12 protein-coding genes are annotated in these 14827 nt (G+C 63.1%); 5 read left to right on the top strand and 7 right to left on the bottom strand.

The annotated features are described in order from the left end of the window. Positions 1–99 precede the first annotated feature (99 nt). The 3 genes from B3H86_RS05260 to B3H86_RS05250 all read left to right on the top strand — a co-directional run bounded on the left by B3H86_RS05260 (position 100) and on the right by B3H86_RS05250 (position 4965). Entirely contained in the window at positions 100–1329 is a 1230-nt protein-coding gene (locus B3H86_RS05260; protein WP_292051693.1) for a PQQ-dependent sugar dehydrogenase, read from the top strand. A gap of 229 nt (positions 1330–1558) precedes the next feature. Beyond that, positions 1559–2764: an acetyl-CoA C-acetyltransferase gene (locus B3H86_RS05255; protein ID WP_292051692.1), complete on the top strand. Its 1206-nt coding sequence runs from the start codon at positions 1559–1561 to the stop codon at positions 2762–2764. A 17-nt stretch (positions 2765–2781) separates the two neighbouring features. Further along, positions 2782–4965, top strand: a complete 2184-nt coding sequence (locus B3H86_RS05250; RefSeq protein ID WP_292051733.1) for a 3-hydroxyacyl-CoA dehydrogenase NAD-binding domain-containing protein — start codon at positions 2782–2784, stop codon at positions 4963–4965. Between the two features lie 195 nt (positions 4966–5160). On the opposite strand, the gene B3H86_RS05245 is transcribed toward B3H86_RS05250, so the two are convergent. The 3 genes from B3H86_RS05245 to B3H86_RS05235 form a co-directional block, all read right to left on the bottom strand. Next, positions 5161–5979: a TIGR02186 family protein gene (locus B3H86_RS05245; protein ID WP_292051690.1), complete on the bottom strand. Its 819-nt coding sequence runs from the start codon at positions 5977–5979 to the stop codon at positions 5161–5163. Next, positions 5979–6899, bottom strand: coding sequence for a sulfite exporter TauE/SafE family protein (locus B3H86_RS05240; RefSeq protein WP_292051687.1), 921 nt, complete (start codon positions 6897–6899; stop codon positions 5979–5981). The genes B3H86_RS05245 and B3H86_RS05240 overlap by 1 nt, the downstream gene beginning before the upstream one ends. Before the next feature lie 119 nt (positions 6900–7018). Then, positions 7019–9772, bottom strand: a complete 2754-nt coding sequence (locus B3H86_RS05235) for a hypothetical protein (RefSeq protein ID WP_292051684.1) — start codon at positions 9770–9772, stop codon at positions 7019–7021. 210 nt (positions 9773–9982) lie between these two features. On the opposite strand from B3H86_RS05235, the gene B3H86_RS05230 reads away from it, so the two are divergent. After that, positions 9983–10198, top strand: coding sequence for a hypothetical protein (locus tag B3H86_RS05230; protein WP_292051680.1), 216 nt, complete (start codon positions 9983–9985; stop codon positions 10196–10198). A gap of 63 nt (positions 10199–10261) precedes the next feature. Here B3H86_RS05230 and argF read toward each other — a convergent pair whose 3' ends face one another. From argF to B3H86_RS05210, 4 genes are all read right to left on the bottom strand, one after another. Further along, entirely contained in the window at positions 10262–11176 is a 915-nt protein-coding gene (gene argF / locus B3H86_RS05225; RefSeq protein WP_292051677.1) for an ornithine carbamoyltransferase, read from the bottom strand. A 35-nt stretch (positions 11177–11211) separates the two neighbouring features. Beyond that, on the bottom strand, positions 11212–12387 hold the full coding sequence (locus tag B3H86_RS05220; protein ID WP_292051732.1) for an aspartate aminotransferase family protein: 1176 nt from the start codon (positions 12385–12387) through the stop codon (positions 11212–11214). Positions 12388–12548: 161 nt separating this feature from the next. Next, complete coding sequence (locus B3H86_RS05215; protein WP_292051675.1) at positions 12549–13472, bottom strand: M28 family metallopeptidase; 924 nt, start codon at positions 13470–13472, stop codon at positions 12549–12551. A 55-nt stretch (positions 13473–13527) separates the two neighbouring features. Continuing rightward, entirely contained in the window at positions 13528–14349 is an 822-nt protein-coding gene (locus tag B3H86_RS05210; RefSeq protein ID WP_292051731.1) for an ABC transporter permease, read from the bottom strand. A gap of 239 nt (positions 14350–14588) precedes the next feature. Between B3H86_RS05210 and B3H86_RS05205 the strand changes: the two genes are divergently transcribed. After that, a partial coding sequence (locus tag B3H86_RS05205; RefSeq protein ID WP_292051673.1) for a GcrA family cell cycle regulator occupies positions 14589–14827 on the top strand: 239 nt, incomplete at its 3' end.

Below are 14827 nucleotides of genomic sequence, written 5' to 3'. Positions count from 1 at the left end.
AAACGCAGAAATTGCTTAAACATGCTGACCTTCTTCACATAACAAACGTCACCTGAACGCACAGGTCACCCGGACCAAAGCTTCGAAAGAGAATCTTAGATGCGCATTCCCCTCCTGTTGGCTGCAGCCTCCATTATGGCCCTGACCACCGCTTGCGGGGCGACAGGCCAAACCTCCGAGACACCTACCGTGGCGGGCCAGCCCGTTGAAAACCGCCAGCCTAACAATCCCGACCAGAAACCCGCCTTCGAGGGCCAGACCCGCGCTCCGGGCGTAGCCACCCAAGGCACGCTGACCAATACGGTCGTGGCATCGGGTCTGGAAAACCCGTGGGGTCTGGCCCTGCTGCCGGACGGCAACTGGCTGGTGACCGAAAAGCCCGGCCGCCTACGGATCGTCAGCAGTGAAGGCCGGATCGGCGCGCCCATCGCGGGTGTTCCGGCGGTCGATGCCAAGGGTCAGGGCGGTCTGCTGGATGTGATCCTCAGCCCGACCTTCGGTCAGGACCGTTTGGTTTACTTCTCCTATGCCCAACCGCGCCAAGGCGGTAACGGCACCGCCGTCGCCCGCGCCCGCCTGTCGGACGACAATACCAAGCTGGAAAACCTGCAGGTGATCTTCGAGGTCGCCCAGACCTATGACGGCGACAAACACTATGGCTCGTCGCTAGCCTTCGCGCCGGACGGCAAGCTGTACATCACCATCGGCGAGCGTTCGGACAAGCCCAAGCGCCCGGACGCCCAGAACCTCGGCACCCACCACGGCAAGGTGGTCCGCATCAACGCCGACGGTTCGGTACCGCAGGACAATCCGTTCGTGGGCCGTGAAGGGGCATTGCCGCACAACTTCACCTACGGCCACCGCAACCCGCAGGGCATCGCCATCCAGCCGGGCACGGGCGCGGTCTGGACCATCGAGCACGGCACGCGCGGCGGCGACGAGTTGAACCTCATCCAAGCGGGCAGCAACTATGGCTGGCCGATTGCCGGATACGGCATCGAATATAACGGCCAACCGATCCCTGGCATGGAGACGGCCGCCGAAGGCACCGTGCAGCCCGTCTATTACTGGGACCCCGTGATCGCACCGGGCGGCATGACCTTCTATGAAGGCAGCATGTTCCCCGAGTGGAAGGGCAATGCCCTGATCGCCGGTCTGGGCGGCAAACACCTGGTTCGCCTGGTGATCGAAAACAACCGGGTCGTCGGCGAGGAGCGCCTTCTGACCGGCCTTGGCTCGCGTATCCGCGATGTCGCCGTCGCTGCCGACGGGGCCGTCTGGGTGATCACCGACGAGGAAGACGGCAAGCTGGTTCGACTGGCCCGCTAAGCCTGGACACGCAGCGACATACTGACACTATTGTCATTATGTCGCTGCGATCTTATGTGTCTCACGCGCCTTGTTACTTGACGTTGACGTAAACGTCGGTTTTCTAGGCTCGAGCTTCTCGATCTGTGTCTGCCGTTTCGCGGCACGGCACAGGTCGCAGAACCATAACCGTATCCCCATCTGTCCTAAGGGCAGCTGGGAACACGAACATAAAAGAGAGACGCACCAGATGGCCGAGGCCTATATCTACGACGCCGTGCGGACCCCGCGCGGCAAGGGCAAGAAAGACGGCAGCCTTCACGAAATCACGGCGCTGAGCCTGGCTTCCCAGGTTCTGGAAGCCCTGCGCGACCGTAACAACCTCGACACCTCCAAGGTCGACGACGTTGTCATGGGCGTGGTGTCGCCGGTTGGCGAGCAAGGCTCCTGTATTGCCCGCACGGCCGTTCTGGCTGCCGGCTACTCGCAGGAAACCGCTGGCTTCCAGCTGAACCGCTTCTGCGCCTCGGGCCTCGAAGCCGTGAACGTTGCCGCTGCCAAGGTGAAGTCGGGCGAAGCCGGCATGGCCATCGGCGGTGGCGTCGAAGCCATGAGCCGCGTCCCGATGGGCTCGGACGGCGGCGCGTGGCCGACCGATCCGTCGGCAGCCTTCCCGTCCTACTTCGTGCCGCAGGGCGTGTCCGCGGACATGATCGCCTCGAAGTACGGCATCAGCCGCGACGACGTGGACGCCTATTCGGTTGAATCGCACAAGCGCGCCGCCCGTTCGTGGGAAGAGAAGCGCTTCGCCAAGTCGGTTGTGGCCGTCAAGGACCAGCTGGGCCTGACGCGTCTGGACCGCGACGAAACCATCCGTCCGAACACCACCATGCAGACCCTCGCGGGCCTGAACCCGTCCTTCACCATGATGGGCGGCATGGGCTTCGACGCCGTGATCAACCAACGCTACCCCGAAGTCGCCGGCGTGAACCACGTTCACACCCCGGGCAACTCCTCGGGCATCGTTGACGGTGCCGCCGGCGTGCTGATCGGCTCGAAGGAAATGGGCGAAGCCCTTGGCCTGAAGCCGCGCGCCAAGATCCTCGGCGGTGCATCGATCGGTTCGGAACCGTCGATCATGCTGACCGGTCCGGAACCGGTCACCCGCAAGCTTCTGGCCAAGCTGGGCATGTCGGTTGCCGACATCGACCTGTATGAACTGAACGAAGCCTTTGCTGCTGTGGTCCTGCGCTACATGCAGGCCCTCGACATCCCGCATGACAAGATCAACGTCTGCGGCGGCGCCATCGCCATGGGCCACCCGCTGGGCGCGACCGGTGCCATGATCCTCGGCACCGTGCTTGACGAGCTGGAACGCTCGGACAAGTCGACGGCTCTGGCCACCCTTTGCATCGGCGGCGGCATGGGTACCGCCACCGTGATCGAACGCGTCTGATCTAGGAGCGAATGACTATGGAAAACTTCAAGATCGAAATCGATACCGACGGTATCGCCGTCGTTGCCTTCGACGTCCCGGGCCGTTCGATGAACACCCTGACCGGCTCCGTGATCAAAGAGATCCCGCAGCTGGTCGAAAAGATCCAGACCGACGACGCCATCAAGGGCGTTGTCCTCACCTCGGGCAAACAATCGGGCTTCTGCGCCGGTGCCGACCTCGGCGACATGGCTTCGGGCATGCTGTCGGGTGCTGGCGACCTGCAATCGGCGTTCGACGCCGGTTGGGCGCTGAACGGTGCCTTCCGCGCTCTCGAAACCTGCGGCAAGCCGGTGGCTGCGGCCATCAACGGCCTCGCCCTCGGTGGCGGCCTCGAGTTTACCCTCGCCTGCCACTATCGCGTCGTGGAGAACAATCCGAAGATCCAACTGGGTCTGCCGGAAATCAAGGTCGGCCTGTTCCCGGGCGGCGGCGGCACCCAGCGTCTGACCCGTCTGATCGGCGTCCAGACCGCCCTGATGCAGATGGCCGAAGGCAAGTCGTGGCGTCCGAACGACGCCAAGTCGGCTGGCGTCGTGCACGAAGTGGTCGAAATCGGCCAGTCGGTCGAAGCGGCCAAGACCTGGATCAAGAACGGCGGCAAGGCTGTCCAGCCGTGGGATGAACCCAAGTTCAAGATCCCGGGTGGCGGTCCTTACCACCCCGCTGGTGCCCAGGTGTTCATCATGGGCAACGCCATCCTGCGCAAGAACTCGTACGGCAACTATCCGGCCGTGCTGAACATGATGAAGGCCGTCTATGAGGGCGTTCAGGTTCCGATGGATGCCGGTCTGCGTATCGAGACCCGCTACTTCATCAAGACCCTGATGACCCCGCAGGCTCAGGCCATGATCCGCTCGCTGTTCCTGTCCAAGCAGGAACTGGACAAGGGTGCCGTGCGTCCGGCTGGCGTTCCGAAGTCGGACCCGAAGAAGGTCACCGTCATCGGCGCAGGCATGATGGGTGCGGGCATCGCCTACGTCCAGGCCATGGCCGGTATCGAAACCATCCTGATCGACACCAATCAGGAAGCCGCCGAGAAGGGCAAGCAGTACGCTGTGGACCTGATCCAGAAGCGCGTCTCGCGTGGTCACATGACCCAAGAGAAGGCTGACGGCATCCTGTCGCTGATCATCCCGACCACCGACTACGACCTGATCAAGGGCTCGGACCTGGTGATCGAGGCCGTGTTCGAAAACCGCGAGATCAAGGCCACCGTCACCAAGAACGCCGAAGCCCAGCTCGAAAAGGGCGCGATCTTCGGCTCGAACACCTCGACCCTGCCGATCACCGGTCTGGCCGAGGCCTCGGTCCGCCCTGAGGACTTCATCGGCATCCACTTCTTCTCGCCGGTCGACAAGATGATGCTGGTCGAGATCATCATGGCCGAAAAGACCAGCGACGAGGCTCTGGCCAAGGCTCTGGACTACGTCCTGAAGATCAAGAAGACCCCGATCGTTGTCAACGACAGCCGCGGCTTCTACACCTCGCGCTGCTTCTCGACCTATCTGATGGAAGGCATGGCGCTGCTGGAAGAAGGCTTCTCGCCGGTCGCCATCGACAACATCGGCCGTGCCACCGGCATGCCGCGCGGTCCGCTGGAAATGCACGACGACGTCGCCCTGGACCTGTCGTACAAGATCGCCAAGCAGACCCGCGAAGATCTGGGCGATGCCTACGTCCCGTCGGCTGGTGAAGACATCGTCGCCAAGATGGTCGAAGGTGGTCGCTATGGCCGCAAGAACGGCAAGGGCTTCTACGACTACGACCAGAAGCCCAAGGTCATCTGGCCGGGTCTGGCCGAGCTGGCTCCGGTCACCAAGACCGAAGGCTTTGGCGAAACGCCGGAAGCGTTCGACACCGTCGAAGAGATCAAGACCCGTCTGCTGTACCGTCAGGCCGTCGAAGTGGCGCGCTGCTGGGCGGAAGGCGTGATCGACGATCCGCGTGAAGGCGACCTGGGTGCCATCCTCGGCTGGGGCTTCGCGCCGTGGTCGGGTGGTCCGATCACTTTCATCGACCAGATCGGTGTGGCCAAGTTCGTCGAAACCGCCGACCGTCTGGCCAAGACCTACGGCCCGCGCTTTGAAGTGCCGCAACTGCTGCGCGACATGGCGGCCGCTGGCGAGACCTTCTACGGCAAGTTCTCGAAGGCTGCCTGAGCCTGAGAGACGCCGAAAGGTAAACATGGAAAAGGGCGGCCCGTCGGGTCGCCCTTTTTTAGTGCCCTATCGCTCGCGACGCGGTCGCTCGCTGCTTGAGGGCGTTTGTACCAATCGTGCGCCGCGCAGTCGCATGCTGCTGGAAGGGGGAGCGTCCCCTATCGTCCGCGACGCGGTTGCTCGTTGCTTGAGGGGTTAGCGGTTGCGGAAGATGCGCGAGGCCGCATAGCCGACCGCCATCGCGATCAGCACGCACAGCACGCCGTACATCCACGGCTGGCGATGCGCGAACTGGTAGATGCGCCGCTCCAGCCCGACCTTCTCGACCGTCAGGGTCATGTTGGACACCGAGATCGGTGCCCCCTCCTGAAACAGCCAGACCTCGGCGTAATAGGTGCCCGTCGGCGCGGTGGCGGGCAGATCGACCTCGGCGCGGAACAGGCCGCGATCGACAAAACGCACGCCCTGCGGATTGGCTCGATAGAGGCCCGCCGCCTCCTTCAGCCGGATCACGGCGCGGCGCCAGTCCAGATAGTCCTCGCCCAGACGGCTGATGACCACATCGCGGATGCCATAGCGGGTGACGGTCGTGGCCTCATCCGGCGCATTGATCCGTAGGTGGTCCACCCCCACACCCAGACGGCGCAACTGGCCGAAGTCCGTCACATCCGTCAGCGGACGTGTCGATGACGTCATGTAAAAGCCGGGGGCCCCTTCGAACACCACCGGGCGGCTGTTCAGCCAGACGCCGTTGTGGCGGGTCTTTTTCACCAGACGCACAGTCTCGTCCGGTCCGCGTACCACCAGCACCACATCGGTTGGCGTATCTGTTGGATTGAACACGGCCCCGTACAGCACGATGGAGGCCCCGCTGAAACGGGTGTCCACCTTGATCTGGGCATCGGTCAGGGCGGCGGCGACGCGCACCTCGCGGGCCGTGTCGATGCTCTGTTCGGGCGCGGGGAGCGTCTCGACGATGGCAGGCGGCTCGGGGGGAAGTTCCTGAAACACCATCACCCCACACCCGGCGCGATGACGAACAGCTCGCTGGGGCGAACGAACAGTTCCAGCCCCATCTGGATACCCACCAGCAGCACGATCAGCCCCAGCGCCGCGCGCATTTCTTCAGCCCGGAAACGGCCCGACAGGCGCGCGCCATACTGGGCACCGACCACCCCACCCAGCAGCAGGATCATCGACAGGACGATATCGACCGTCTGGTTGCGCCCCGCCTGCAGGATGGTGGTGATGGCCGTGGTGATGATGATCTGGAACAGGCTGGTACCCACGACCACACTGGCCTTCATCCGCAGGATGTAAAGCATGGCCGGCACGAGGATGAAGCCGCCGCCCACGCCCATGATGGCCGACAGGACACCCGCGAACACCCCCAGACCGAACGGCGGGATGGCGCTAATGTACAGGCCCGAGCGCGGGAAACGCATGCGCAGCGGCAGGCCGTACAGCCACATCGGGCGACGGCGCTCCTTGCGCGGCGGCGTCTCGCCCCGCACGCGCTGAAGGATTTTCGTCAGGCTCTCGAACACCATCATCGAGCCGATGGAGCCAAGGAAGATCAGATAGGAAACCGCCACCACCAGATCGGCCTGCCCCAAAAGGCGCAGGTAGCGGAACAGCTCAACCCCGACGAGGGCACCCAGCACACCGCCCACGGCCATGATGCCGCCGATCTTGTAATCGACGCCCTTCATCATGGTGTAGCGGATGACGCCCGAGGTCGAGGAGGCGACGACGTGGCTGGCCTGGCTGGCCACGGCCACCGTCGGCGGAATACCCATGAAGACAAGGATGGGGGCCATCAGAAAGCCCCCGCCGATCCCGAACAGACCCGAGACAAAGCCCACTGTCGCTCCCAACAACATTAGGAGCGGCCAGTTCACCGAAACTTCGGCGATCGGCAGATAAATATCCACTGTACGCGCCTTCGGTTAAGCAAGGGACGGCAGGCAGTGCCGCTTGAACACTTTGACTCCCTAAGGCTTTAGCCAAGGGGCGGCCTAGTGACCACCCCCTACCCTTGACTAAAGGACCGTCAGGAGACGGGCTGAACCGCGAAATTATCTGCCGCTTCGCGCGCTGTCTTGCGCTGCGCATCGGTCAGTTCGGGCGTCAGACGCTGTACGGCTTTCAGGGCTTCCTGATCGCTGCGGCGGGCCGCGATCATATACCAGGTGAAGGCCTCGACCTTATTGGCCGGAACACCGCGCACGCCCTTTTCATAGAGGTGGGCGACGTTGAACTGGCTATCGACGCGCCCGGCTTCCGCCGACTTGCGCATCCAGTACAGGGCCAGCTTTTCGTCACGCTCGCCACCCGTGCCATCATACAGCTGGGTCGCGTAGTGCTGCATGGCCTTGGGCTCACCGGCTTCGGCCGCACGGCGCACCCACTCACGCGCTTCTACGGCGTCGGGTTCGATGCCTGGTCCGCCTTCGCTGTACAGGGCAGCAAGGCGCATTTGCGCCGGAACATAGCCCAGCTCTGCGGCGCGGCGCATCGGCTCCAGACCCGTAGGGTCCCCGTTTTCGATCAGGGTCACAGCACGGGCAAAAATGGCCGCGCCCTCGGTAGAGGCCACATCCTGGGAGGGCACAGCATCAGTCGGTGCCATATCCAGTGCCAGTGCCGCCATCGGTTGTGCCGGCTGCTGTGCCTTGGCCGGAGCCTGACCGAAGTCGAGCGCGATATCCTGATCCTTGAGCAGCTTCAGCGTGCCATAGCCACCACCGCCGACCACCAGCATGGCAAGGGCCGAAACCTTGAGCGCCTGCCCGAAGGTGGAGCCGTCGCGTGCGGCCTTGCGGTCCAGTTTCTGCTGAAGGGCAGAGGTGCCGCCCTTCTTGCGCAGTTTGGACAGGCCGAACGTCTTGCGCGGTGCGGTCTCGACATCGTCGTCGGCGATGGCCGCACGGGCCTGGTCGATCGCATCGCGCGTCGTCAATGGCGCGTCGTTCCGATCGTTCTCGCTGTCGCCCGCAGCGCTGCCGTCGAAGAAGTCATTGCCTTCGCCGGTCGTGACCTGTGCTTCGGTTTCCTGATCTGACGGGATCGGTGGACCGAAGATCAGGTCGTCAGCCGCTGTTTCTTCAGTGGTCGGTCCAACAGGAGCCGCCCCGTCCTGTTCCAGACGTGCGGCCAACGCGTCATGCTCAGAGGAAGCGAAGATCGAAGGAAAGTCCTGCGGTTCTTCGGCTTGATCGCTACCGGCCTTCAGCACCGGATCGTCGCTTTCCAGATCATCCTCGAGGCTGCCGAAGGGGCGCATATCATCGTGGGACGGGAAAGGCTCCACGGCCATTTCAGCGGCCACGGTGTCCGCCCATCCCGGCGTCGCCTGCGCATCGGGCAGCGGTGCATCCATGCCTTTGGCCGACAGGGCCGAGGCACGCCAGTCGCTCGGTTCTGCCTGCTGCGGCAACCACTCGTCCGTTGGGACTGCGCCGAACAGGGAAACCGCCGGCGAGGCTTCGGACACAAATTCCGGCACATCGTCGAAATCGGTTGCGGGCGGTGCCGCCGAAGTCAGGCGCGGCGCAGCATGCTGTGCCGCGGCCTCGCGGCGGGCGCGAACTTCCTTGGCCTCTTCCAGCAGGCGGCGGGTGCGCTCCTCGCTCTGGCGGATACGCTCCGCCATTTCACCCGAGACATCCTCGGAGCGACGCTCCAGCTTTTCGCTGCTCTCGGCCAGACGGCGACCGATATCTTCGATGGCTTGAGACGAGCGACGCTCGGTCTGGGAGATACGCTCCGACAGACGGTCGGAAATACGTGTGATCTCGCCACCCAACCGCTCCAGCGCCAGAGCATGCTGGTCTTCCTGGCGGTTGAGACGGCTATCGACCGTTTCGGCGTGACGCGCGATTTCGCGGTCCAGCTTCTCATCCAGTACGCGGCCCAGTTCGGCCAGCCGCTGATCGAGGGAGCTTGCGTTGGAGGCCTGCTCGACCGCCTGCATACGCCCGTTCATATTCTGGGCGATGCGCATGATCTCATGGCCCATCGCCTCGACAGCGCGGGCAGACTTCTGCTCTGCAGCAGCCGTCTGGCGGACCAGTGTATCAAGGGTCTGTTCCACACGGGCGAGGCGGGCTCTGTCACCCAACTCCGCCAGACGGCGCAGCATATCCTGACGGTTGGCTTCGATCTGGCGGCCGAGGCTTTCGGCCAGCGCCGTCAGTTGACGTCCATCCGGGGCGGAACGGTTTTCCAATGCCCCGAAACGCTGATCCAGTGCAGCGAACGAACGCTCCAGTCCCTGAAGGGCCAGACGTGTGGCATCCTCGGCGCGGTCCAGACGCAGGCGCAGGTCATCGCCCGATGCCGGATCGCGGGCTTCCAGCGACTTGAGCCGCTGATGACCGTCGCGCAGTTCGCGGGCCATGTCGTCAAGGCGGCGTTCGCGCTGGCTATCCTGGTCGCGGACGGAATCCATCCGGCGCATCAGGCTGGCGACAGCCTGGTCAATACCCTGGATCGCAGAGGTCGAGCGACGCTCGGCTTCTTCAAGGCGTTCCGCCAGTTCGGTGACAATCGCCGTCAGTCCGGCATTGTCGCCCTGGTCTTCGTAGGCATCATCAAGGCGGCGCTGGCGCGAGCGACGGTCATATGGCTCGGGTACAGCGTTGCGGCGGGGAAGGGGCGTAACACCGTCGTCGTCCGGCCCGTCCATGATCATGGAATTGAGCCACTCGCCCAGCGTCATGCCCGAACGGCGCGCCAGATCCTTGGCGATCTCGCGGGCTTTGGGATCAATTCCCTTCACGCTCCAAGGCGCCGTTGCGCTCACTGATTCGTCTCCCGCCCCAGTATGGCAACGGTAACTGCCCACATTTTGCGTGTAAACATTCCGATAACCACAATATCTGGACACCAACCCCTTCCACGCCGGACAACCCGAGCGCAGCGGTACTCGCCTTGGTTAACAGAAGGTTGCTGATTTGCCAGCCCCACAACTGGGGACTTGCATAAAGAAATTTGTTCGCCCAACTCAGTGACCATGAGCTTGTCCACGACCCTGATCCTTCTGGTCTTCAGCATTGTCTTCGGTGGCATCTGCGCATGGCGCGGTGCCCAGCCGCTGGATCTGAAGCGCAGCACACCGCGCATGATGCCGTGGCGCTTTCTGATGCTGCTGTGCGCCGCACTGACCATGCTGCTGCTGATACATCTGGCAGGACTGTTCGGTGCAGGCCCCCAACCGCCCGCTTACTGACCGCAAGAAAAAAGGCCGGAAGGTTTCCCCTCCGGCCCTCGATCCATTGCTTGAAAGCTTGCCCTAGCCGGCGAAGCACCATGCCAGAACCGACTTCTGGGCGTGGATGCGGTTTTCAGCCTCGTCGAAGATCAGCGACTGCGGACCATCGATGACCTCGTCGGTGACTTCCTCCCCGCGGTGGGCGGGCAGGCAGTGCAGGAAGACCGCGCCGTCATTGGCCTGATCCATCAGCGATTGATCGACCGTGTAGGGCTCGAACGCCGCAAGGCGGGCCTCATAGTCCTTGTCGCCCATCGACACCCAGGTGTCGGTCACGACGACGTCGGCACCCTTTACGGCCTCGGCCGGATCGCTGGTCAGGAAGACATGCTCGCCGCCCTTTTCGAGATCGCGCAGGTCGGGGTGGTATTCCGCCGGACAGGCCACGCGCAGCTTGAAGCCGAACTTGGGTGCCGCGTGCATGAAGCTGTGGCAGACATTGTTGCCGTCACCCACCCAAGCAATCGTCTTGCCCGCGACATTGCCCAGATGCTCTTCGATCGTCAGCAGGTCGGCCAGAATCTGGCACGGGTGCGAACGGTCGGTCAGGGCGTTGATGACCGGCACGTTGCATACGCGGGCGAAGCGCTCGACGTCCTCATGGTCGTTGGCGCGGATCATCACGGCATCGACCATCCGCGACAGGACCTTGGCGGTGTCCTCGATCGGCTCGCCGCGGCCCAGCTGCATGTCCGACGCATTGGCGATGATGCCCTGGCCGCCCAGCTGGCGGATCGCGGCATCAAAGCTGAAGCGCGTACGGGTCGAGTTCTTCTCGAAGATCATCGCCAGAACGCGGTCCTTTGCAGGCGCATCGGCATCGACCTTGCCCTTGGGCCAGCCCTTGCGGGCCTGTTTGCGGGCGTGGGCGTCATCCAGAATGCCGCGCAGGTCTTCGGCGGACAGGCGGTGGATGTCGAGGAAGTGGCGGACCATCTTGGTCTCCGTATAACTGACTACGGTCGCCGCGATCAGGCGGACGCTTGGGCGCGAGCGAACTCGCAGGTTTTTTCCAGACGCTCGACCGCCTCGCGGGCTTCGTCCAGCGTGATGTTCAGCGGGGCGAGGATACGCACCAGGTTGTCGCCACCACCAGCCACCAGCAGTTGCGCCTCGTCGCGGGCCCAGCCCATGAAGTCGCGGTTGTTCGGGATCAGCTTCAGGCCCATCAGCAGGCCCTTGCCGCGCACCTCGGCGATCACGTCCGGATAGCGTTCCTGAAGACCGGCGAACTGCTGCTTCAGATAGCCCGCGACCTCGTTGACGTTGTTCAGGATGTCGTCCGACGAGATGATCGAGAAGGCCGCCTTGCCGACAGCCATCGCCAGCGGGTTGCCGCCGAAGGTCGAGCCGTGCGCGCCTGCGGTCATGCCCGAAGCGGCTTCTGCGGTGGCCAGGCAGGCCCCGATCGGGAAACCGCCGCCCAGAGCCTTGGCCACAGCCATGATATCCGGCGTCATGCCTGCCCATTCATGGGCCCACAGCTTGCCGGTACGGCCCATGCCGCACTGGACTTCGTCGAAGATGATCAGGACGCCGTTCTTGTCGGCCATCTCGCGCATCCAGCGCAGGTCCTCTTCCGGCGTGGCGCGGCAGCCGCCCTCGCCCTGGACCGGCTCGAGGATGATGGCGGCGGTCGTCGGGGATTCAAACGCCTTGGTCAGGGCGTCCTTGTCGCCCCACTTCAGCTGGAAGAAGCCCTGCATCGGCGGGCCGAAGCCCTCGGTGTAGTTCGGGTTGGCTGCAGCGTTGATGCCGCCATAGGTACGGCCGTGGAACGAGCCGTCGAAGCCATAGATGTCGATGCGCTCAACATTGCCCTTGGCGTGGTGGTATTTGCGCGCGGTCTTGATCGCGCATTCCACGGCCTCGGTGCCGGAGTTGGCAAAGAACACCACATCGGCGAACGACTTCTCGCACAGCATGTCGGCCAGTTCGTCCTGGCCCGGGATGCGGTAGATGTTCGAGACGTGCCACAGCTTGTCGGCCTGCGTCTTCAGAGCTTCAATCAGCTTGGGATGGGCGTGGCCCAGAGCATTGGTCGAGATACCGGAAACGCAATCCAGATATTCGGTACCGTCCTTGGCCCACAGTCGCACACCCTGGCCGCGCTCCACTTCCAGCGGTGCACGATTGTAAACGCCCATCAGATGACCGGACACGGCAAGCTCCTGAAATGAGAGACGGTCCCGTCGAGGGTGCGACGGGACCGCTTGAAAAGGGTGTTAGCCTTGTCCGATGAAGGGGAACCGTAGTCAACACCCGCAGCAGAAGGCATGCAGGTTTTGTAGGTTCCCACATACCGACGTCAGCGCGGTCCCAGTTCGGTGTCGATCTGCCGGACAAGAGCCGTCAGGAACTCCGAGAAAGCCGCGACATCATCGCCCTTGAGCTTGTCGATCGTATCCTGATCGGTGTGGATGTTCTGGAAAACATCCGGCACGAAACCTTCGCGCAGTCCGTTATCCTCGCCACCGTTGAAGGCCAGCCACATCTGGCGGGCACCGATGGCGTTCTGGATGCCCAAGGACAGCACCGGAATACCGGCGCGGCTGAACACGCGGTCATCGCTGGGCGGGTAGACCGGGAAGGCTTCGCAGTCGGTGGCCGTCACGGCGCATTGGGTACTCAGGATGCGGACCAATCCGGCAGACTGCTCGCCGTTGTTCAAACCGAACATGACGGTGCGGCCATAGGCAGCCACATCAACGTTCACGACCGCATTGATACGGGTCCTGTCTGCCTGCTCCAGCCATTTGGAAGCGCCGATCAGACCCAGCTCTTCCTGATCGGTCAGAACCACAACGATGCGGTGGTTAAGGTGCGCGGCATGGGCCTTGAGCGCCTTGGCCGCCTCCACCACGGCCAGTGTGCCGCCAGCATTGTCCACAACGCCGTGCGAGAAGCCCCCCGATCGCAGCACAACCGCGTCATAGTGGGCCGTCATGACCAGATCTTTCTGGCCCTCACCGAAGGTCAGGACGATGTTCGTGCCCGCCATCGCCCCCGTCTGGCGGTTACCGCCTTCAAAGGTCTGAAGAGTATATTCGATACCCGCTTCGGATAGCTGGATCTTGAGCACCTCCAGACGCTCGGCGTTGGAGGTTTTGATCAGAGCGCGGGCAGCGTTTTCTATCGCCTGTCCCGCGGCCGAAGTCTCTGCATGGGCCAACTGGGCCGAGGCAATCAACGCGAGAGCGGCACAACCCGCGAGCGCGGAACGCAGCAACATATCATATCTCCCCTGTATGTTACCGCGTCTCGGCAACAGTAAGATAGCTAGCGTCTCAACTCTTGAGACGCCAGCCCGACTTGAACACCATCCAGCAGATCACGCCCAGCACCACCGTCAGGATGCCGCTGATGGCGACACCGACCATCAGATTGCTCTCGGCATTGCCGATGAAGCCCGCGCGGAAACCGTCGATCAGATAGAAGAACGGGTTGAAGTGGCTGATGGTGTCAAACGGCGCGGGCAGGTTGTCGACCAGATAGAAGGTGCCCGACAGGAAGGTCATAGGCATGACGACAAAGTTCTGGACCGCCGAAAGATGGTCGAACTTCTCAGACCACAGACCGGCCAGCACGCCGACCATACCCATCAGCAGCGACGACATCAGGCCGAACCAGACGATCAGCAGGATGTTGCTGATGCCCAGCTTGGCAAACGGCAGGACACAGATCGCCGTCACCAGACCCACCACTATACCGCGCGTCGCGGCACCCAGGCTGAAACCGATGGTCAGTTCCAGCGGGCTGAGCGGCGGGGTCAGGAAGTCGGTCGCCGTGCCCATGATCTTGGCCTGGATCAGGCTGGACGAGGCGTTGGCGAAAGCGTTCTGCAAGATGGCCATCATGATCAGCCCCGGTGCCACGAACTCGGCAAAGGGCGTGCCGTGCAGCGGCGGACGCGCGCCCTGAAGCGCGACCACGAACACCATCATGTACAGCAGCGTCGTGACGACAGGGGCCGCGACCGTCTGGGCACCCACCTTCCAGAAGCGGCGCACTTCGCGCAGGTAAAGCGTGCGCATACCCACCCAGTTCAGTCCGCTGTGACGGCGCGGCTGGTGAAGGGTGGAAACGGTCGGTTCTGACGGGTTCTGCATGGTCATAATCGCCCAAATGCGCACAGTCAGGCTGTTACGCAAGATATCCGTTGTTAGACGAACACTAAATAAAGTGAGTCAAAACGGGACATTAACCATACAACATCTGGTTTCTGTGGACAGCCGAATCTCCACATATTGCGTGTTTTAACCAGTGAATTACGATTGGCGCCAATCAGGAGCGCTAATTACGGCCCTCCGACACAAGATATTGAATCCGACTTCCCTTGGAGGGTGGCATGAACGCAGGCTGGACCGAAGATCGCGTAGGCGCTCTGAAGAAACTGTGGCTTGAAGGTCAATCGGCCTCCCAGATCGCCAAGGCACTGGGCGGCGGTGTGACCCGCAACGCCGTGATCGGCAAGGTGCACCGTCTGGGCCTTTCGGGCCGCGCGGCACCGTCGCAACCGGCACGCACGACTTTCCGCACGGCTCGTCCGAGCGCAACCAAGGCAGCGGCAGCCGCTGCTGCAGCAAC

The organism is Brevundimonas sp. UBA5866 (assembly GCF_002432125.1).
Taxonomy (GTDB): Bacteria; Pseudomonadota; Alphaproteobacteria; order Caulobacterales; family Caulobacteraceae; genus Brevundimonas.
This window is presented reverse-complemented; position numbering and strand designations above follow the sequence as displayed.

Bases quoted from the DNA above. Each gene is read 5' to 3' on its own strand.
- B3H86_RS05260 (WP_292051693.1), top strand. From the start codon at position 100: ATGCGCATTCCCCTCCTGTTGGCTGCAGCCTCCATTATGGCCCTGACC.
- B3H86_RS05255 (WP_292051692.1), top strand. From the start codon at position 1,559: ATGGCCGAGGCCTATATCTACGACGCCGTGCGGACCCCGCGCGGCAAG.
- B3H86_RS05250 (WP_292051733.1), top strand. From the start codon at position 2,782: ATGGAAAACTTCAAGATCGAAATCGATACCGACGGTATCGCCGTCGTT.
- B3H86_RS05245 (WP_292051690.1), bottom strand. From the start codon at position 5,979: ATGGTGTTTCAGGAACTTCCCCCCGAGCCGCCTGCCATCGTCGAGACG.
- B3H86_RS05230 (WP_292051680.1), top strand. From the start codon at position 9,983: ATGAGCTTGTCCACGACCCTGATCCTTCTGGTCTTCAGCATTGTCTTC.
- argF (WP_292051677.1), bottom strand. From the start codon at position 11,176: ATGGTCCGCCACTTCCTCGACATCCACCGCCTGTCCGCCGAAGACCTG.
- B3H86_RS05220 (WP_292051732.1), bottom strand. From the start codon at position 12,387: ATGGGCGTTTACAATCGTGCACCGCTGGAAGTGGAGCGCGGCCAGGGT.
- B3H86_RS05215 (WP_292051675.1), bottom strand. From the start codon at position 13,472: ATGTTGCTGCGTTCCGCGCTCGCGGGTTGTGCCGCTCTCGCGTTGATT.
- B3H86_RS05210 (WP_292051731.1), bottom strand. From the start codon at position 14,349: ATGCAGAACCCGTCAGAACCGACCGTTTCCACCCTTCACCAGCCGCGC.